Annotated in this window: 12 protein-coding genes; 7 read left to right on the top strand and 5 right to left on the bottom strand. The window is 49.9% G+C overall.

The window, feature by feature from the left end; genetic code table 11:
* Positions 1-98 precede the first annotated feature (98 nt).
* Complete coding sequence (locus tag BUB52_RS01915; protein WP_039951125.1) at positions 99-1,808, bottom strand: DUF6377 domain-containing protein; 1,710 nt, start codon at positions 1,806-1,808, stop codon at positions 99-101.
* A 199-nt stretch (positions 1,809-2,007) separates the two neighbouring features.
* Between BUB52_RS01915 and BUB52_RS01910 the strand changes: the two genes are divergently transcribed.
* Positions 2,008-4,251, top strand: coding sequence for an inorganic phosphate transporter (locus BUB52_RS01910; protein ID WP_009123224.1), 2,244 nt, complete (start codon positions 2,008-2,010; stop codon positions 4,249-4,251).
* Between the two features lie 731 nt (positions 4,252-4,982).
* Here BUB52_RS01910 and BUB52_RS01900 read toward each other — a convergent pair.
* A complete protein-coding gene (locus BUB52_RS01900; RefSeq protein WP_039951124.1) occupies positions 4,983-6,407 on the bottom strand; it encodes a CCA tRNA nucleotidyltransferase in 1,425 nt (474 codons plus the stop codon).
* 82 nt (positions 6,408-6,489) lie between these two features.
* Between BUB52_RS01900 and BUB52_RS01895 the strand changes: the two genes are divergently transcribed.
* Positions 6,490-7,320: an outer membrane protein assembly factor BamD gene (locus BUB52_RS01895; RefSeq protein ID WP_174263184.1), complete on the top strand. Its 831-nt coding sequence runs from the start codon at positions 6,490-6,492 to the stop codon at positions 7,318-7,320.
* 104 nt (positions 7,321-7,424) lie between these two features.
* Here the strand turns inward: BUB52_RS01895 and BUB52_RS01890 are convergent, their stop codons facing one another.
* The 3 genes from BUB52_RS01890 to BUB52_RS01880 all read right to left on the bottom strand — a co-directional run bounded on the left by BUB52_RS01890 (position 7,425) and on the right by BUB52_RS01880 (position 12,601).
* On the bottom strand, positions 7,425-8,915 hold the full coding sequence (locus tag BUB52_RS01890; RefSeq protein ID WP_039951122.1) for a RagB/SusD family nutrient uptake outer membrane protein: 1,491 nt from the start codon (positions 8,913-8,915) through the stop codon (positions 7,425-7,427).
* Between the two features lie 13 nt (positions 8,916-8,928).
* Positions 8,929-12,057, bottom strand: coding sequence for a SusC/RagA family TonB-linked outer membrane protein (locus BUB52_RS01885; protein WP_009123218.1), 3,129 nt, complete (start codon positions 12,055-12,057; stop codon positions 8,929-8,931).
* A gap of 142 nt (positions 12,058-12,199) precedes the next feature.
* Positions 12,200-12,601 (bottom strand): response regulator, encoded by a 402-nt coding sequence (locus BUB52_RS01880; protein WP_009123217.1) that lies wholly within the window; start codon positions 12,599-12,601, stop codon positions 12,200-12,202.
* A gap of 86 nt (positions 12,602-12,687) precedes the next feature.
* Between BUB52_RS01880 and BUB52_RS01875 the strand changes: the two genes are divergently transcribed.
* The 5 genes from BUB52_RS01875 (at position 12,688) to BUB52_RS01855 (ending at position 20,854) form a co-directional block, all read left to right on the top strand.
* The gene (locus BUB52_RS01875; RefSeq protein ID WP_022218983.1) at positions 12,688-14,322 is read left to right on the top strand and encodes an ABC-F family ATP-binding cassette domain-containing protein; all 1,635 of its coding nucleotides are present in this window, start codon (positions 12,688-12,690) and stop codon (positions 14,320-14,322) included.
* Positions 14,323-14,400: 78 nt separating this feature from the next.
* The gene (locus BUB52_RS01870; RefSeq protein WP_009123215.1) at positions 14,401-15,780 is read left to right on the top strand and encodes an FAD-dependent oxidoreductase; all 1,380 of its coding nucleotides are present in this window, start codon (positions 14,401-14,403) and stop codon (positions 15,778-15,780) included.
* Between the two features lie 62 nt (positions 15,781-15,842).
* Positions 15,843-16,250, top strand: a complete 408-nt coding sequence (locus BUB52_RS01865; RefSeq protein WP_039951117.1) for a DUF6769 family protein — start codon at positions 15,843-15,845, stop codon at positions 16,248-16,250.
* Between the two features lie 114 nt (positions 16,251-16,364).
* Positions 16,365-17,591 (top strand): efflux RND transporter periplasmic adaptor subunit, encoded by a 1,227-nt coding sequence (locus BUB52_RS01860; RefSeq protein ID WP_009123212.1) that lies wholly within the window; start codon positions 16,365-16,367, stop codon positions 17,589-17,591.
* 98 nt (positions 17,592-17,689) lie between these two features.
* Entirely contained in the window at positions 17,690-20,854 is a 3,165-nt protein-coding gene (locus BUB52_RS01855) for an efflux RND transporter permease subunit (RefSeq protein WP_009123211.1), read from the top strand.
* Positions 20,855-20,860: the final 6 nt, after the last annotated feature.

Below are 20,860 nucleotides of genomic sequence, written 5' to 3'. Positions count from 1 at the left end.
GAAGTAAATAAGCGTTAATATCACTTCACTGATTACCAGCAACATAACAAACACAAAGAGTAAACTTTTTCCGATGATAAATGATAAAGACACCTTTCCTATTTCTGCATTTTCCCTAACAAATGCACTCTTTCGGCAAATTCGTCTTTAGGGATAGCCGCCTTATTCCGGGTCTTCAGCCGATTGTTATAAACCGTCTGCGGAGAGCAATGGAGAAACTCCGCAATCTTTACACTGTCGTTTATTCCGAGCCGGACAAGAGCATATATTCTCAACTCCGTATTCAGGAGTTCGCCTTCTTTCAGGACAATTCTTTCTTCATCACGCAAAAGAGAATTGAAGTCCTCCACAAAATCCGGATATACATGAAGAAAAATAGCGTCGAAGCTATGGTAAAACTCTTTCAGTTCCCCCTGTACAATGGTATTACCCGAAACCAGTGATTTTATATCATCTATTTGACCTGCTTTAAGCTTCCTGCCGATGTTTTTCCTATACTCCTCGAGTTTGGTGATATAATTGGAGCATAGAGAAAACACATATCCTATGTATTCCTCTTTTACATAATTGGATTCCAGCAACCTGTTATTACTTTCCTTCAACCGCTCGTTTATCTCGCTGAGCTCCTTGTTTACATCCGCCAGCATCCTGTGAGCATCGGAAAGTTCTCCAACGTGCAAGTTAAGAAGCCGGTTCGCTTCATCCAGTTTTTTGCGGGAACGCGACAATTTCCCGAATTGAAGGCAGATGAACAATACGGATACGAACAGAACGACGGACAAGATGCTGACAATGCGGAGCGACTTACGCAATTTGCCTTCCTGCATTTCATTCCTTTGGCTGTAAGCATGCTGAAGTTTGTCCATTACCGCCGAAATATTTATCACACGTACCCTGTTGGGATATAACAAGGCCGCCTTCAGGCAATGGCTTATATAGACATACCCCCTGTCTATGTCTCCTTGCAGGTAAAGCATATTGGAGAGTTCTTCCAAAGAAGCTATATCACGGTTACAGTTTTTTATATCCGCTATCGCCGAGCAGGCCAGATACTTTTCGTAATTATATTCATCGCCCTCATTATAATACATAACGGCAAGCGCATAGGCGTTGATAGCGTCAGTCCGGGTAGCAAGCAACGACTTATCCACTATCTCCTTTAGCTTCGCTTTTATGCTGTCGCCTTCCGCGGAACGGGGATACTCCTTGTGCAGCGATGCGCAAAAGCTATAATACGAAGGATGTTCAGGCGTAATGTGATGCTTGGCCTCGTGCTTTAATTCCGTTTCAAGAGTATGATAAGAGTTTACCAGTTCCAGACGGCTCCCGATAAATTGCACCAGGTGCGAGTACAAGTATATTTTCGTATCATAATATTGAAATATCGTCTCCTCACCCAGCGAAGCCATGTCCACATGTTGCAGCTCCTTTTCGGCTTCGTGCAGCAGACCTTGAGCCGTAAGAAGAAAAACTTTATTCAATATCCACTCCTGCTTCTTGTCTTTCCGCCCCAACAAACCCGCTATCTCTATATTATCATCCACATATGCCATAGCCGAGTCTGCATTATAAACAAAATATTCATCATACAACATTTTGTTAATCCACAGTTTGTCTTCCAGTTTCAATGCCGAAGCCCGCTTACCCTGCAGTTCTTCTATCCTTTCTTCTTTCTCCAAAACATACTTTCCGCTGTTTGCCAATACCGAATCCAGTCTGGCAAGCAGCAAACTCATTTCGTTACTTCTGGAATAAAGCGTTCCAGAGACGACAAGCAATAACAATAGTGCCGATATCCTTCTCATCATAAAAAAATGTATCACATTAATTTACATCTATCTTATATTATATTTTACTATAATGAACAAAAGTACAAAAAATAATATTAACAACAAGCAGACCATTTATACAACCCTCTATTCGCCGATGTAACATTTCTGTAACATATATGACATTTCCTTGCAACACAAAAAACGTTCCTTTGCAGCCGGAAATAAAATACATGTTATGGAAACTATCTACTTATGCATTGTCATCTTCCTGTTCGTCCTCGCGGTCTTCGACCTTGTGGTGGGTGTCAGTAATGATGCGGTTAACTTTCTACAATCTGCTGTCGGAGCAAAAGCAGCATCGTTCAAGACCATACTGTTCATAGCGGGTATCGGCGTATTTATCGGCGCCGCCCTATCCAACGGTATGATGGACATCGCCCGCCACGGTATCTACCAGCCGGAGCATTTCTATTTCGCGGAAATCATGTGTATCCTGTTGGCCGTGATGCTGACGGACGTGGTGCTGTTGGATGTATTCAACACCATGGGAATGCCGACATCCACTACCGTGTCCATGGTCTTTGAATTGTTGGGCGGTACGTTCGCCCTCGCGCTTATCAAAGTGTACGGCAGCGACACTCTCGGACTGGGAGACCTTATCAACACCGACAAGGCATTGTCCGTCATCATGGCTATATTCGTGTCGGTAGCCATCGCTTTCTTCTTCGGTATGCTGGTACAATGGCTGGCGCGTATAGTCTTTACCTTCAACTACACCGGGAAGATGAAGTACAGCATCGGTATCTTCGGCGGTATCGCGGCTACTTCCATCGTCTACTTCATGCTGATAAAAGGCTTGAAGGACAGCTCGTTCATGACACCGGAAAACAAGCACTGGATACAAGACAACACCGCCATGCTTATCGGCTGTTTCTTCGTATTCTTTACCATATTGATGCAGGTGCTGCATTGGTGCAAAGTAAATGTGTTCAAGATAATCGTGCTCTTGGGAACTTTCGCCCTTGCCCTCGCCTTTGCCGGCAACGACTTGGTGAACTTTATCGGTGTGCCTCTCGCCGGTTACTCCTCTTTCATCGACTATACCGCCAACGGCACTGCTGCCGGCCCCGACGGTTTCCTGATGACCTCGCTGCTCGGCCCCGCCAAAACGCCGTGGTATTTCCTTATCGGCGCGGGCGCCATCATGGTATATGCGCTGTGCACATCCAAAAAAGCCCATAATGTAATCAAGACTTCCGTTGACCTTTCCCGTCAGGATGAAGGCGAAGAAAACTTCGGCAGCACTCCCATAGCACGTACATTGGTGCGCTTCAGCATGACGGTGGCAAACGGACTTTCCAAGGTAATGCCCGAAAGCGGCAAACGCTGGGTTGAAACCCGCTTCCAAAAGGACGAAGCCATTATCGCGGACGGTGCGGCATTCGACTTGGTACGCGCTTCCGTCAATCTGGTACTCGCCGGCCTGCTGATTGCCTTAGGTACTTCGCTGAAACTTCCGCTCTCCACCACTTACGTCACTTTCATGGTGGCTATGGGTACCTCGCTCGCCGACCGTGCCTGGGGACGCGACTCCGCCGTATTCCGTATCACCGGTGTGCTGAGCGTTATCGGCGGTTGGTTCATTACTGCCGGAGCGGCGTTCACCATCTGTTTCTTCGTTACTTTCGTCATCTATTTCGGCGGAACAATCGCTATCGTCGCCCTTATCGGCCTGGCCGTATTCATGCTGATACGCAGTCAGGTAATGTACAAGAAGCGTAAAGAGAAAGAAAAAGGCAACGCCACCATCAAGCAACTGATGCAGAGCACGGACAATATGGAGATTCTGGAATTATTGCGCAAGCATACCCGTGAGGAACTCGGCAGAATACTGGAATTCACCGAAGATAATTTTGAACGTACGGTTACCGCCTTCCTGCACGAAAACCTGCGCGGATTGCGTCGTGCAATGGGTTCCGTGAAGTTCGAGAAGCAATTGGTAAAACAGATGAAGCGTACCGGAACGCTCGCCATGTGCCGCCTGGACAACAATACCGTTCTCGAAAAGGGACTTTATTACTATCAGGGCAATGACTTCGCCAGTGAGTTGGTATACAGTGTAGGACGTCTTTGCGAACCGTGTCTGGAACACATTGACAACAACTTCAAACCGCTCGATACAATCCAGAAAGGCGAATTCGCAGACGTAACGGAAGATATCGTGTACCTGCTTCAAGTTTGCCGTCACAAGCTGGAGAATAACGATTACAGCAACTTCGAGGAAGATATACACAAAGCCAACGAGCTGAACGGCCAGCTTGCCCACCTGAAACGTGAAGAATTGCAGCGTATTCAAAGCCAATCCGGCAGCATCAAGGTCAGCATGGTATATCTGACGATGATACAGGAAGCGCAGAATATAGTGACCTACTCCATCAACCTGATGAAGGTGAGCAGAAAGTTCCAGGCGGAAGAGTAGCCAAAGCGGCCAAGAGAGTATATCAAAATGAAAATCGCTCCGTCCAGAATGACGGAATGATAACCGAAACCCGTTCAGTTCGTCCCGTGAGATGTTTTATTTCGTCTTACGGGACGATTTATTTTATCCCGCAGGACGAATGTTTTCATCCCGTGAAAGGAATATTTCCGTCCTGCGGAACGAATATCTTTATGCTGCGGAGCAGACTCATTTTTTCGTAAAAATGGACAAACAGAACAAGTATTATATATTATTTTTACCCAATAAAACCCGCTTTAGGGTTCAGAAGGTTCAAAGGTTCACTATGACCCTATTTTAGGGCCCCTTTTGAAGATATTTATCTGATTTACAATATATTGACTGTTTCAACAATCACTAATTCAATCAATTTCCGTTCTCATGCGGATTTACCGCATTGTAAGGATATATCCATTACCGCCGATTGTAGGATATACACAAAAAGGATAATCAGCAGGATATAGTAAAAAAACAAGTCATTCCATACTTGCTTGGAAGTGATTTTCGGGGGGGTAAAGGGGGTCAAAGTGAACCTGACCCCGAAATGAACCCTAAAACTTCGGACATACCGATAAAAACGCAAGGTAAAACACTAATTACCAAATAGATGGGCTACATCCGCCGTTTTATCTTTTCACCACTCATTTTCCCGGATTTTCCGTGATTTCCCCCTTCTCCGGTAAACGCCCTGTTAAGAAAAAACATGTCAAAGCCTATTTCAGTCCCATCTTTTCCGCCCGTTGCAGCATAAACGCGCGGGCGGCTTCGTACTCATTGGGAATGATGCCGTCCAATATGGCGTCCTTGATGGCGCTTTTCAATGCCCCGACCTGCCGGCAGGGCGGCAGATTGAATGTTTTCATAATCTCCTCACCGCTGACAGGGGGCTGGAAATTGCGGATACGGTCGCGTTCTTCCAAGTCTTTCAGTTTCTGGCGCACCAGTTGGAAGTTGTTCAGAAAGCGTTGTTTGCGCTCCATGTTCTTGGAAGTGATATCGGCCTCGCACAGCGTCATAAGGTCGTCTATATCGTCTCCCGCCTCAAACAGCAAACGGCGGACGGCGGAGTCGGTCACCACATCGTCCGCTATCACGATGGGACGCATGTGCAGCCCCACCAGTTTCTGCACGTATTTCATCTTCTCGTTCATGGGAAGCTTCATTCTCCGAAAGATGTCGGGTATCATCTTCTCGCCGATGAAATTATGGTTGTGGAATGTCCATCCGGCACGGGGTTCCCAACGTTTGGTCGCCGGTTTGGCTATATCGTGCAACAGGGCCGCCCAGCGCAGCCAGAGGTTACCGGTCTTTTTGCTGATGTTATCGAGCACTTCGAGCGTATGGTAGAAATTATCCTTATGCGCTCTGCCATTGCGGGTTTCAACGCCTTGCAGGGCAACCAGCTCCGGGAAGATAAGTTGCAACAGGCCGGAACGGTCTAAGTCGATAAATCCTTTGGATGGAACGGGAGATAGCAATATCTTGTTCAGTTCATCCGCAATGCGCTCTCTGGATATGATGGAGATGCGTTCTTTGTTACGGCACAAAGATTCAAAGGTATCATCATCGATGTAGAAATTCAGTTGGGTGGCAAAACGGATGCAACGCATCATGCGCAAGGGATCGTCACTGAAAGTGATGTCCGGGTCGAGCGGCGTGCGGATGGTTTTCTCCCTCATGTCCGCCATTCCGCCAAAAGGGTCTGCCAATTCTCCATAGCGTTCCCGGTTCAGGCACACCGCCAAGGCATTGATGGTAAAATCCCGACGGTTCTGGTCGTCTTCCAACGAGCCGTCCTCTACAATCGGCTTACGCGAGTCGTGCGTGTAGGACTCTTTACGCGCCCCCACGAACTCCACTTCCGTGCCGTGATACTTTAACTGCGCCGTACCGAAATTCTTGAAAACAGAAAGGTGGGCGCCGCGTCCCAAACGCTTGGCAAGCGCCTCGGCCATCGCAATGCCGCTGCCCACCACCACCACATCGATATCTTTGGAAGGGCGTTGCAGGAATATGTCGCGCACGTAGCCGCCGACTACGTAACACTCCAGCCCCAACTCATCCGCCGTTTCGGAAATCCGCTTAAATATGTTGTCACTGAAACGTTGCTTCAGTTCTTCTGTCGTCAATTCAATCATTTGCCAATAAATCATTTTGAGGGTGCAAAGATACGGATATTATTTTTTATTTTTGTCCCCACTAACATCAAGAATGAAAATTATGAAGAAAGCAGTGTTCCTTGCGTGCCTCTGCTGCACGCTCTTCTCTTGCAGCAATGTGGAGAAAAAAGCAGGCGAGAAACTCCGGGCAGCCCGCGAAGCGTTTCAACGCGGAGATTACAGCGAAGCGAAGATACAGATTGACAGCATCAAGATACTCTATCCGAAAGCTTTTGAAACACGGCGCGAGGGTATCGGGCTTATGCAACAGGTGGAGCTGAAAGAGCAGGAGAAAACACTTGTCTACCTCGACAGCATGCTCCAAGACAAGCAAAAAGAAGTGGACGCCCTCAAGAAGAATTATACTTTCGAGAAAGACGCCGAATATCAACGGACAGGCAATTACCTGCATCCCTCGCAAGTGATAGAAAAGAACCTGCACCGCTCTTACCTGCGTTTCCAAGTAGATGAAACAGGGGTTATGAGCATGACTTCCATCTATTGCGGTCCGCACAACATTCATCACTTAGCCGTAAAAGTTACCGCGCCCGACGGCAGCTTTGCCGAAACTCCGGCTTCCAAAGACAGCTATGAAACGACCGATTTGGGAGAGAAGATAGAAAAAGCGGATTATAAGTTGGGAGAAGACGGCAATGTAATCGCTTTCCTCAACCTGAACAAAGACAAGAACATACGTGTCAACTATCTTGGCGAACGCTCCTATACCACTGTCATGACACCGAACGACCGCAAGGCGGTGGCGGCTGTTTATGAACTGGCGCAGTTACTGTCTTCCATTACGGAAATCAAGAGAGAGATGGAAGAAGCCAACCTGAAGATTGAGTTCGTGAAACGCAAGATACAGGAAAGAGCAAGCAAAGATATAAAATAACGCTTCGAGCATAGTTGATGACAGCCCGTTACGCAAAACACAGTGAAGCGTCTACTCCCCGCTCATAAAGAGGGCAGATGCTTCACTGCGTTCCACCCCCTCTCTTATAAATTAGGATTCGCATTCGTCTCCTTTTCCGGAATGGCATATAGATAATACACACTGTTCGGTACAAACTTCGTTCCGTCGGGGAAGGAAGTAAACCAATGGCCTTCGGGATTATATTCTTTATAAGTATCGCCTTGCTGCCAGCAATCGTATTTCCGCTCCGCTTCCTCTTTCGTCAACGGTACACGCTCTACGGAACGTTGCGTACGGAGAATATCGGTAATGCCGAATCCCTCACCCCACAGTTCGCGCCGGCGTTCCAGCAAAATATCATCGATAAGCCGGTCTTGCGTCTTCCCCGTCAGGTCATAGCCGGCAAGTCCGCGGGCATTGCGTAATGTGTTCAACGGTTTCACGGCGTCTTCCAACCGTCCCTCGCGAGCCAGCGCTTCCGCCGCTATCAGATACATCTCGGCGGAACGCATCACGACAATATCACCGGTCTGGTCGGCGCGGATACGGAACTTACGATAACCCAAATAACCTTCACGCATCCACTGGAACAAATCCAGGCGAATATCCCCCGCTTCGAAAGTGTCCTTGAAGTGCGGGTCGGCCATAAAGCTGTTATATGCGTCGGGCGTCACCACATCGATATAATAGAAATTATAGCTGGCATCGGACTGGCTTACGGACTGAGGATGTCCCCACATCCACTCGGTATTGGATATATCGTTAAAGCCCATATACGTTTTGGAGTCCGTCATCAAAGCATATCCATCGGCAGCCTCAAGAGCAGCCCCGGCGGCTTCGTCCCATTGTCCGGTAAGCAAATACGCACGTGCCAGCAATCCGTTGACGACGCTTGAATCCGGTTTGAACTTGGAATTGTCGTCCGGACGGACATACCCTTCAAGAAGCTCCTTGGCCTTATTCAGGTCTTTGAATATCTGCGTATATATCTCTTCCAGAGTAGCCTTCCCTTTAGGCTCTGTCGTAGAGGCGGTAGGCTCCGTATAAAGCGGAACAGCCGGCGCGGCAGGGTCTTTCAGGTAAGTAAACTGGTAGTGCTGAGCCAGATGCAGATAACAGAAAGCCCGCAAAGCATAGGCTTGTCCCTGTGAATGACGGAAATCGGCCGTATCATCGTCACCGGTGGCGGTAATGGAAATGGCCGTATTGCAATTGTCTATGGTTTTGTACATCAGATACCAGGCAAATGCGGTACGGTTGTTGGCAGGCATCCCCACATCGTTAAACTGATAGGACGAGTTGAAGCCGTACATCGGACGCGACACCACATCGTCCGCCATCATATCGTCCTGCAGCATCAGGGCGCGATAACCGATATTGGCATAGGTGCTGCTGTACTCGAACAGGTTATACCACGCGCCGTTAAATATCCGACCGGCATTGGAAGGCACGGGGACGATACCCGAATCTACGGCGTCCGTAGGTTTGTTATCGAGAAAATCTCCGCCGCACGAAGACAGGACGGATAATAATCCCAGTGTAAAGACTGCTATATTTTTAATTGAAGTATTCATGTGAACAAGTGATTTAGAATGAAACATTAAGTCCGCCCGAAATGGAACGCATGGCAGGATAACGGTAATAAGTCAGTCCTGTAATACCCTGTTCCGGGTCCATTCCCTGATTCTTGGAGAAAGTCAGCAGGTTGTCCGCCTGTACAAAGAGCTGCAGACTGCTGAGGCTGATTTTCTTTATCAACGGCTGCGGGAAGTTATAAGACAGCGTAATGTTCTTCATCCGCAGGTACGAGTTGTTGAACAGGTTACGGGTAGAGTTGGAGTTCCAGTTATTGGACACCGTTTTCAAGGCCGGCACGTCCGTATCACGGTTCTCCGGTGTCCAACGTTTCAGTATCTCGGTAGACCAGGCGCGTCCGGGATTGCTTCCATTGCTCCACAGCATCGTAACGTCACGGTCTACGATATAGCCGCCTATACTGTACGCGAAGATGGCGGACAACTCAAAGCCTTTGTATGAGAACGCCGTATTGAAACCGCCGTAAACCTTGGGAAGCGAGGACTTATCCACGTAATAATAATCCGCCTGGGCGTAATCGTTGGTAGTAGTGCGCCCGGTAACATTACCCTGCGCATCCTTTACATTCCTGTACCACAACGGATCACCGTTATCAGGGTCTACCCCTGCCCATTCGCGCAGATAGAAATCGTAAACCGAACGTCCCTCTTTCAAACGGGTAACCCCGGTAACAGGCATGTCTTTCAACGGTAGGTCGGTCACGACATTCTTGTAGTGCGTAAGGTTGACGCCCATACGCCACATAAAATCACGGGTGTGTATGAGCGTTCCTTTAAGGTCTATCTCAAAGCCCGTATTCTTCAATGCGCCTATATTCTCATCCATCGAGGTATAACCCAGGGAAGTTGCCAAAGGACGGGAATACAGCAGGTCTTTGGAACGGCGCTGGAAGAAATCGAACGAACCGGAGAAACGGTTGTCGAACAATGAGAAATCAATGCCTACATTGAGGTTGAGATTAGTCTCCCATTTCAAGGCGGGCGTTGCAAGGCGGTCGGACACCAAAGCGTTCTCACCTGCTTGCGAAACGATGGAATACAGCCCGCTGCTGGCATAGTAAGTGCCCAGATTGTCATTGCCTTGCGCTCCGTAGCTGGCCTTTAAGGTCAGGGCGGAGAGCCAGTCGGTGGCGCTCTGCATGAATTCTTCGCGGTCTATGCGCCACGAAGCTCCCAATGACCAGAAGTTGCCCCAGCGTGTGCCCGGCGCGAAACGCGAAGAACCGTCGCGACGGTAGGAAGCGGAGAAGAAATACTTGCTCCGGTAGTCATACCGGGTATTAATAAGATAGCCCAACAGTGAATAGTCAATGCGATACCCCGTACCTGCGGTTACAAGCGAACCGACAGCCAGCTCCGGCATATCGGGCACAGCCATGTTGCTGCGTGCGGCCTGTAACACATCATAACGGTAAGAGTAAGCCTCTTGTCCGGCAAGGATATTGAAATGATGCTCGCCGACAGTCTTATCGTAAGTCACAATATTATTCCATGTCCAGGAGAAAGTGCGGGTATATTCGCGGCTTGCTCCGCCACCCGTATTGACCGCAGGGCCAATCTTGGGATTGGTATAATCCAGCGTATTGTAATCTATCAGGTCGAAGTTGAAGCTGGTCTTGAATTTCAATCCTTCCAGGAAAGTGACCTCAAGGAAGGTACGTCCGGAGAACTCATCCCGCATACGCTCGGATTTATCATTGGGCAAGGTTGCGGGCAGGTTCCAGTTGGCCGTGGCTCCTGACGGCCGGTAGGAACCGAAATCGTAAATCCGCTTTCCTTCCGAGTCGAGCTTGTATGTGCCGTCGGCGTTCATCTCGTACACAGGGTAGAAATCGGGCATTAAACGTCCGGCGTTGATGACATTGCTTGTCTTGGTATCGGACGACACCGGATAGTTCTGTATGGAGTGGGCGTAGCTCATATTCACGCCGCCACGCAACCAACCGGTTATCTCGCTCGAGATATTGGAACGCAGGTTGAAACGTTGGTAACCGGATTCAAGGGCAATACCCTTGTCATTCAGATAACCGGCCGAGAAATAGTACTGATTGGTCTTTCCGCCTCCGGAAACATTCAATCCGATTTCCGTACGCAACGCCTGTTGCTCCATTTCTTTCTGCCAGTCCACATTCCAAAGCGGAGTGGCTCCGGCAAGCAGCTTACCGTCCGTGCCCACCGGTTGCGGATAGTTGGGGCCATAAGGATTAGGTCCACCGCCCATCAACTTGCCCACCAGGTCTTTAGAGGCCTGTGCGGCTGCGGTCTGCGGAGTATATTTATCCGTATTCAGAGCATATTGGTTGCGCAATGCTTCCCAATAGAGCTCAAAGTACTGATCGGTACCGACACGGTCGTAATCGCGGATAGCCCGGCTGGAGCCGCCGAAGCTGGCATTGACGCTGACCGTGGTTTTCGAGTCGGTCTGTCCCTGCTTGGTGGTTATGATAATGACACCGTTGGCCCCACGCGAACCGTAGAGGGCTGCCGAAGCGGCGTCTTTCAAAACCGTCAACGAGGCTATATCTTCCGGATTAATGGAGTTGATGCTGCCGTCGAAAGGTACGCCGTCCACCACATAAAGCGGAGCGCTCGAAGCATTGATAGAGCCGATGCCGCGAATACGTATTTCCGCATCCGTACCCGGCTGGCCGCTGGGCGCGCTTGCCTGAAGTCCGGATACCGTTCCCTCGAGCGCACGCGACACGTTGGATACCTGCATCTTGGCTATTTCGCTCCCCTTGACCGTGGAAGCCGCTCCCGTAAAGCTATACTTCTTGGCAGTGGCGTAAGCCACCACCATTACCTCATCCAGTTGTTCACTGTCCGGAATCAGTTCCGCATTAATGACCGAACGCCCATTGACTTTTTGTTCGGTGGTTTTCAGCCCGATGAAGCTAAAGACCAGTGTAGCGTCCGCCGGTACGGTAAGGGTATATTTTCCATCGACGTCGGTTACCGTTCCGTTGTGAGTTCCTTTCACCAATACCGATGCTCCCGGCAAAGGTTCCCCTTCCGACATCACAACGCCCGATACACGGATATCGCCGCCCGGAGCGGCATATAACGTCACCACGAAGAGTATAAACAGTGAGGTTAAGAAAAAGCGCAGTTTACTATTCATTCCGTTAAAGTTTGGTTAGACTTCATTAACAGAAGAAAATAAACTTTGTTCAGCTATGCCTATTTTTTTTCACTCCCGCTATCCGCGTAGTATACGCTTGTTAATTCAATTAAGAGGATTCCGTCCCTTTCCTGTCGGGAGCCTACCACTTCAGCCTGGGCAGGAAACTGCTCAGACAGTCGCGCAATGCCTGCAACGTAATAGGCTTTACCAATACTTCCGAAGCGCCGCTTTTGATGGCGTTTTCACGGTCGGCGGAGAACGCGTAGGCCGTCTGCATGATGATAGGTAATGTTCCGCCTTCCTCACGTATGAGCCGCGTAGCTTCCAATCCGTTCATAATAGGCATCTTGATGTCCATCAGTATCGCATCCGTTTTGTCACGATTCTCGTGAAACAAAGAGACGATCTCCTCACCGTTCTTCGCCCACATTATCTCACACCTTTTTCCTATAATAGCTTTTATTAATTTAAAATTACTATCATCATCTTCCGCGACGAGAATGAGCGGGCGGTAATCTACTGATTGATTTCCGATTTCCATGACCTATATTATTGTTTGTCCGAGACAAAGATATAAAAAATAATATATTTGCATTATCTTTGCGCCTTATTTTTAAAAATGACATAATGATTTCTATTGACGGACTCGCCGTAGAATTTGGCGGCACAACCTTATTCAGTGACATATCTTTCGTAATCAACGAAAAAGACCGTATCGCCCTCATGGGCAAAAACGGAGCCGGGAAAAGTACGCTGTTAAAGATACTTGCCGGGGTGCGGCAACCTACCCGCGGTAAAATTTCCGCTCCCAAAGATTGCGTCATCGCCTATCTTCCCCAGCACCTGATGACAGAGGACGGACGTACCGTTTTTCAGGAAACCGCGCAGGCCTTTGCCCACCTGCATGAGATGGAAGCCGAAATAGACCGTATGAACAAAGAGCTGGAAACCCGTACCGACTACGAAAGCGACAGCTACATGGAACTTATCGAGCAGGTGTCCGCCCTAAGCGAGAAATTCTACGCCATCGACGCCACCAATTACGAAGAGGACGTTGAAAAGGCATTGCTCGGCCTCGGATTCACAAGAGAGGACTTCAACCGCCAGACCAGCGACTTCAGCGGCGGCTGGCGCATGCGTATCGAACTCGCCAAACTGCTGTTGCAGAAGCCGGACGTGCTCCTGCTGGACGAGCCGACCAACCACCTGGACATCGAGTCCATCCAATGGCTGGAAGACTTCCTTATCAACAACGGGAAAGCCGTTATCGTCATCAGCCACGACCGCAAATTCGTGGATAACATCACGACCCGCACCATTGAGGTAACCATGGGACGCATCTACGATTACAAAGTAAACTACTCCAAATACCTGGAACTCCGCAAAGAACGCCGCGAACAGCAGCAAAAGGCTTATGACGAGCAACAGAAGTTCATCGCCGAAACCAAAGAATTCATCGAGCGTTTCAAAGGGACCTATTCCAAAACCCTGCAAGTGCAAAGCCGTGTCAAGATGTTGGAGAAACTGGTACTGCTGGAAGTAGATGAAGAAGATACCTCGGCCTTGCGGCTGAAGTTCCCGCCCTCTCCGCGTTCCGGCAATTATCCGGTCATTATGGAGAATGTAGGAAAGACATACGGAGAGCACGTCGTGTTCAAAAATGCCAACCTCACCATAGAGAGAGGCGACAAAGTGGCTTTCGTAGGCAAGAACGGCGAAGGTAAATCCACGCTGGTAAAGTGCATCATGGGAGAACTGGAACACGAAGGAACGCTTACCATCGGTCATAATGTACAGATAGGTTATTTCGCCCAAAACCAGGCATCCTTGCTGGATGAGAACCTGACCGTATTCCAAACCATCGACGACGTGGCCAAAGGCGAAATACGCAACAAGATACGCGACTTGCTGGGAGCTTTCATGTTCGGCGGTCCGGAAGAGTCCATGAAGAAAGTGAAAGTGCTGTCCGGCGGCGAACGTACACGACTGGCCATGATTAAGCTGCTGCTGGAGCCCGTAAACTTGTTGATTCTGGATGAGCCTACCAACCACCTGGACATGAAAACCAAAGATATTCTGAAACAGGCTCTCATGGATTTCGACGGCACTCTGATACTCGTAAGCCACGACCGTGACTTCCTGGACGGGCTGGTGAGCAAAGTTTATGAGTTCGGCAACAAACGGGTAACCGAGCATTTGAGCGGTATCTATGAATTCCTTGAAAAGAAGAAAATGGATTCGCTTCGCGAACTGGAACGGTAAACTTTCATTAACTAACTTCCCGCAACAAATAAATTGCTCCTGTTGTTTCATTTCCATAAATCCTTAACTACGAATTAAATGAAACAATATGACGCTATCATCATAGGGTTCGGCAAAGGCGGGAAACTGCTGGCAGCCGAACTTGCCAACCGTAACTGGAAAGTGGCAATCATTGAACGTTCCCCGCAGATGTACGGGGGGACATGTGTAAACGCAGGGTGCATTCCCACCAAGACGCTTATTCACGAATCGGAACAGGCCGAACGGCTCTACCGGGACGATTACAGCAATCAGGCCAAGTACTATGCGCTCGCCGTCGGACGGAAAAACAAGCTCGTGTCATTCTTGCGGGACAAGAATTACGAACATATAAAAGCCCATCCCAACATTACCTTGTATGACGGTACGGCATCCTTTGCGTCCAACGATACGGTAAAGGTCGTTTCCCGGGATAAAAAGGAAATTCTCCTCAAAGGGAAAGAAGTCTTTATCAATACCGGGTCTACCCCTATCCTGCCCGATGTGGAAGGCATCAACGGAAGTAAGCATGTGTTCACCAGCGAAACGCTGCTCCGGCAGAGCAAGCTTCCCCATCGCCTGCTCATTCTCGGCGCCGGAGCCATCGGAATGGAGCTCGCCACCATGTATGCGGGCTTTGGAAGCCAAGTCACGTTATTGGAATCGGGCAGCCGCTTCATGCCCAAATCAGACCGGGACATTGCGGAGTCCATGCTGGAATCTCTGAAAAGGAAAGGCATCGAGATACGTTTGAACGCCTATGCCCTGTCCGTATACGATACCGCCGACGGCGTGACACTGACCTATACGGACAATGCCGACGGTACTCCCTACTTTTTGGAAGGAGACGCCCTGCTGCTTGCCACCGGGCGCAGGCCGATGACCGACGAGCTCAATCTGCACGCGGCCGGCATACGCACCGACGCTCAGGGAGCCGTCATTGTCAACGGGCATCTTCAAACTTCTTCCCCGCACATATGGGCCATGGGAGACGTTAGAGGCGGCGCTTTGTACGACTATTTATCCATCGATGACTTCCGCGTTATCGCCAACCAATTGTTCGGCAACAAGAAGCGAAATACCGATGACAGGGTTCCGGTGCCCTATGTAATTTTTACAGACCCGCCGCTGGCGCATATCGGCCTGACTGAAGAAGAAGCCGTGAAACGCGGTTATTCGCTCCAAGTGTCCCGGCTACCTGCCGCCGCCATACCGCGCGCCCGTACATTGCAGCACATAGACGGTATGATGAAAGCCATCGTCAACGCGCATACGGGACGCATAATAGGCTGTACCCTGTTTTGCGTCGATGCGCCCGAAGTCATCAACCTGGTATCGCTGGCCATGAAGAACGACCTGCATTACAGCGCCCTGCGTGACTTCATCTTTACGCATCCCAGCATGAGCGAAGGATTAAATGACTTATTCAAGGCTTTTTAGCATCTTGCGTTTGGCAGTTAAATGATTAACTTCTATCTTTGCGGCTAATCAAAGAGAGAAGAATGAAAACGAAAAGGTACATCGCATATTTCCTGTTCTTCATCAGCATGATTATGCTGATAGTACCTGTCATTCCCCATCATCACCACGAAGACGGCGCAATCTGTATGAAAAACGACCTGCCGTCCGACGGATGCTGTCATCATCAGGGTCCTTGCAACGAGCATTGTTGCTGCGACACCGGCTGTATGACCACTCACTTCTACCAACAGACGCCCAGCTCGGACAACAGCAACTTACAGCCCTGTTTCGTGTGGGTACATACTTTATTTTCCGAACCGTTGCTCAAACTCCTGACTTTACCCGAAGAAACAGGTATAAGGCAAGAGTTCGTCTACTTGGAATCTCTTCATGGCACGTTCATTACACGTGCCACAGGGCTTCGCGCGCCACCTTTTGTTCTTGCCTGACCGACAGCCGCCGAAAGCGGCCATGCTGCCGGCATCGGAATGTATGCAACTCGGTTGCACCGTCCATTCCCTAATTTTGCAATCCGAAACAAGTTAAGAACAAAAACAATTATCATGAAGAAGTTTATATTCATGGGAGTTATAGGATTATTCCTGTTAGGCTCCTGTAACAGCAAGTCCGGTGAAGGACATAATCACGAAACGGAAGAACACGCTCATGCGGGGCATGACCACGAAGGGCACGACCATGCGAACGAAGGCGCCGGACATAAGCATGACGACGGACATGACCACGGTGCGGAAGCCGCCGCCGCGCACAGTGACGAAATCATATTGCCGCCGGCCAAAGCGCAGGCTGCCGGAGTAGAGGCGGACATCATCGAGCCGGGCGTATTCAATCAGGTAATAAAAACCAGCGGTCAGGTAATGGCCGCGCAAGGCGATGAAAGCGTTGCCGTAGCTACGGTGGCGGGCGTAGTTTCGTTCCATGGCAAAGTAGTAGAAGGTATGAGCGTGAACAAAGGCACGCCGCTCGTAGTGCTCTCATCCAAAAACATGGCAGACGGAGACCCCGTACAAAGAGCACGCATCGCTTACGAAACAGCCAGGAAAGAGTACGAACGGATGAAAGAGCTTCTCCCCAATAAAATCGTTTCGGAGAAAGACTTCGCCCAAGCTCGACAGGCGTATGAGAACGCCCGTATCAGCTACGAGGCCGTTGCCAAGAACCATTCGGCTCAGGGACAGGCCGTACCTTCTCCTATCAACGGGTATGTGAAAAATCTGTTAGTAAAGGAAGGCGACTATGTTACCGTAGGCCAGCCGCTCGTAAGCATCACTCAAAACCGCAGACTGTTCCTGCGCGCCGATGTTTCGGAGAAGTATTATCCTTATCTCCGCACCATCGGTTCCGCCAACTTCCGTACTCCCTACAACAATAAGGTATATACACTGAAGGACTTGAACGGCCGCCTGCTTTCTTACGGAAAGGCATCGGGCGACAACGGCTACTATGTGCCCGTTACCTTTGAATTCGATAACAAAGGAGATGTCATTCCCGGTTCTTTTGTCGAAATATTCCTGCTCTCCTCTCCTATGGAGAACGTTATTTCACTCCCCCATACAGCTCTGACCGAAGAACAAGGCAGTTTCTTCGTATATCTGCAAGTGGATGAGGAAGGATACAAAAAGCAACTCGTCACTCTCGGAGCCGATAACGGCGAGAAGGTGCAAATCCTTTCCGGCGTCAAAGCAGGTGACAAAGTCGTGACCCAGGGCGCTTATCAGGTGAAACTTGCAGGCGCTACCAACGCAATTCCGGCGCACAGCCACGAACACTAATTCGGTGATGAGTTATTAGTTATAAGCTATTTGCTGATAAAAACGCGTAACTTGATAACTTTATAACTCATAGCTCACAACTCATAACTAAAGAAATCATGCTAAACAAGATTATACATTTCTCTCTTCAGAACCGCATACTGGTGCTGGTGGCGTCGGTACTGCTGCTGATTGGCGGTACGTATACCGCAATGCATACGGAAGTGGATGTGTTCCCCGACTTGAATGCGCCGACCGTGGTTATCATGACCGAAGCCAACGGCATGGCGGCCGAGGAAGTGGAACAACTGGTTACTTTTCCTGTGGAAACAGCCGTAAACGGCGCTACGGGAGTACGTCGCGTACGTTCTTCGTCCACCAACGGCTTCTCCGTCGTATGGGTTGAATTCGATTGGGAAACGGACGTTTACCTGGCACGCCAGATTGTAAGCGAGAAGCTGGCGGTTGTCAGCGAATCCCTTCCCTCTAACGTAGGCAAGCCGACCCTCGGCCCGCAATCGTCTATCTTAGGCGAGATGCTGATTGTGGGACTGACCGCCGACTCGACTTCCATGCTCGACCTGCGCACCATAGCCGACTGGACTATCCGCCCGCGCCTTCTTTCTACCGGCGGCGTGGCGCAAGTGGCCGTGCTGGGTGGCGATATTAAAGAATACCAGATACAACTCGACCCGGAACGAATGCGTCATTACGGCGTAACCCTTACCGAAGTGATGAACGTTACGCGCGAGATGAATCTGAATGCCAACGGCGGGGTACTTTATGAATACGGAAACGAATACATCGTACGCGGGGTAATCTCCACCGACCGGGTAGAACAACTGGCAAAAGCCGTAGTCAAGCTGCAGGACGGCGGTGCACAGACCGCAACCGCCAACGCCCGGCCTTTGGCCGCCGCTTCTCCCGTATTACTGGAAGACATAGCGGATGTACGTATCGGAGCCAAGCTTCCGAAACTGGGTACGGCTTCCGAACGCGGCAAACCCGCCGTACTGCTGACCGTGACCAAGCAACCCGCCACAAGCACTCTGGAACTGACCGACAAGCTGGAAACATCCCTGAAAGACTTGCAGAAGAACCTGCCGTCCGATGTGAAGGTCAGCACCGACATTTTCAGACAAAGCCGCTTTATAGAAAGCTCCATCGGTAACGTACAGAAATCACTGTTTGAAGGCGGTATCTTCGTCGTTATCGTCCTGTTCCTGTTCCTTGCCAATGTACGGACTACCGTAATCTCGCTGGTGACGCTTCCCTTGTCACTGATAGCTTCGCTGCTGGCGTTGCACTATATGGGATTCACCATCAACACAATGAGCCTCGGCGGTATGGCTATCGCCATCGGCTCGCTGGTAGATGACGCCATTGTCGATGTGGAGAACGTGTACAAGCGGTTGCGGGAAAACCGGCTGAAGCCGGAAGCGGAACGCCTGTCGATACTGGAAGTCGTGTTCAACGCTTCCAAAGAAGTACGTATGCCTATCCTGAACTCCACGCTTATCATTGTGGTAAGTTTCGTTCCGTTATTCTTCCTGAGCGGCATGGAAGGCCGGATGCTCGTACCTCTGGGCATCGCGTTCATCGTGGCGCTGGCTGCTTCCACGGTCGTGGCGCTGACAGTGACGCCCGTACTGTGTTCCTATCTGCTGGGAAGAGAAAAGATAAAAGATGAAAAACGTTCCACCGGCGACTCGCCGGTAGCGCGCAAAATGAAAGAATGGTACGGCACGGCTCTTACCTTTGTGCTGGGGCATAAGAAGAGCGTATTGGGCGGAACCATCGGCCTGTTTGTGGTGGCGCTTGCCTGCTTCTTCACATTGGGACGTTCGTTCCTGCCGCCGTTTAATGAAGGTTCGTTCACAATCAACATATCGTCCCTGCCGGGTATCTCGCTGGAAGAAAGTGACAAGATAGGACATCGTGCCGAAGAGCTGCTGCTTTCCATCCCCGAAATACAGACCGTAGCCCGCAAGACCGGACGTGCCGAACTGGACGAGCATGCCTTAGGCGTGAATGTCTCCGAAATAGAAGCTCCGTTCGAACTGAAAGACCGTTCGCGCAGCGAGCTGGTGGCCGACGTGCGCGAAAAGCTGGGCACGATTGTGGGCGCCAATGTAGAAATCGGGCAACCTATCAGCCACCGTATCGACGCCATGCTGTCCGGTACGAAAGCCAACATAGCCATCAAGCTGTTCGGCGACGATTTGAACCGTATGTTCTCTTTGGGTAATGAAATCAAGAACACCATTCAGGACATTCCCGGCATTGCCGACCTGAACGTGGAACAACAGATCGAACGTCCGCAGCTCATCATCGCTCCCAAGCGGGAAGTGCTTGCCAAATATGGCATTTCCTTGCCGGAGTTCTCGGAGTTTGTCAATGTATGCCTTGCCGGTGAGTCCGTATCCCAGGTATATGAGAAAGGAAAAAGCTTCGACCTGACCGTACGCGTAAAGGACGACTTGCGGGATGAAATGGAAAAGATACGCAACCTGATGATCGATACCGGCAACGGACAGAAAATACCGCTGAACTATGTAGCGGAAGTCCGCTCGGCAATGGGTCCGAACACCATCAGCCGCGAGAACGTGAAACGGAAAATCGTAATCTCCGCCAACGTGGCCGACCGTGACCTGCGCAGCGTGGTAAACGACATACAGGAACGTGTGGACGCCTCGGTGAAACTGCCGGAAGGTTATCACATCGAATACGGCGGTCAGTTTGAAAGCGAACAGGCCGCAAGCCGCACACTGGCTTTAACTTCATTCATGTCCATCGTGGTGATATTCCTGCTGCTGTATCATGAGTTCCGTAGCGTAAAGGAAAGTGCGATTATCCTTATCAACCTGCCTTTGGCATTGATTGGCGGTGTATTCGCCCTGCTCATCACAACGGGTGAAGTCAGCATTCCCGCCATCATCGGCTTTATCTCGCTATTCGGTATCGCCACCCGAAACGGTATGCTGCTGATAAGCCATTACAACCATTTGCAACAGGAAGAAGGGTACGGAGTGTACGACAGCGTGATACGCGGTTCGTTGGACAGATTGAATCCGATCCTGATGACCGCCCTGTCCAGTGCGCTTGCATTGATTCCGTTGGCACTCAGCGGCGACCTGCCCGGCAACGAGATACAAAGCCCCATGGCAAAAGTTATTCTGGGCGGATTGCTGACTTCCACTTTCCTGAACGGTTTCATTATTCCGATTGTTTATCTGATGATGCACAAGAAACCGGCAATTACAGGTGGACACGATAACGAGTAAATAACT

Origin of the sequence: Bacteroides clarus YIT 12056, assembly GCF_900129655.1 — a bacterium.
GTDB lineage: Bacteria > Bacteroidota > Bacteroidia > Bacteroidales > Bacteroidaceae > Bacteroides > Bacteroides clarus.
Note: the sequence above shows the minus strand (reverse complement) of the source record. Positions and strands in the feature narration are given on the sequence as shown.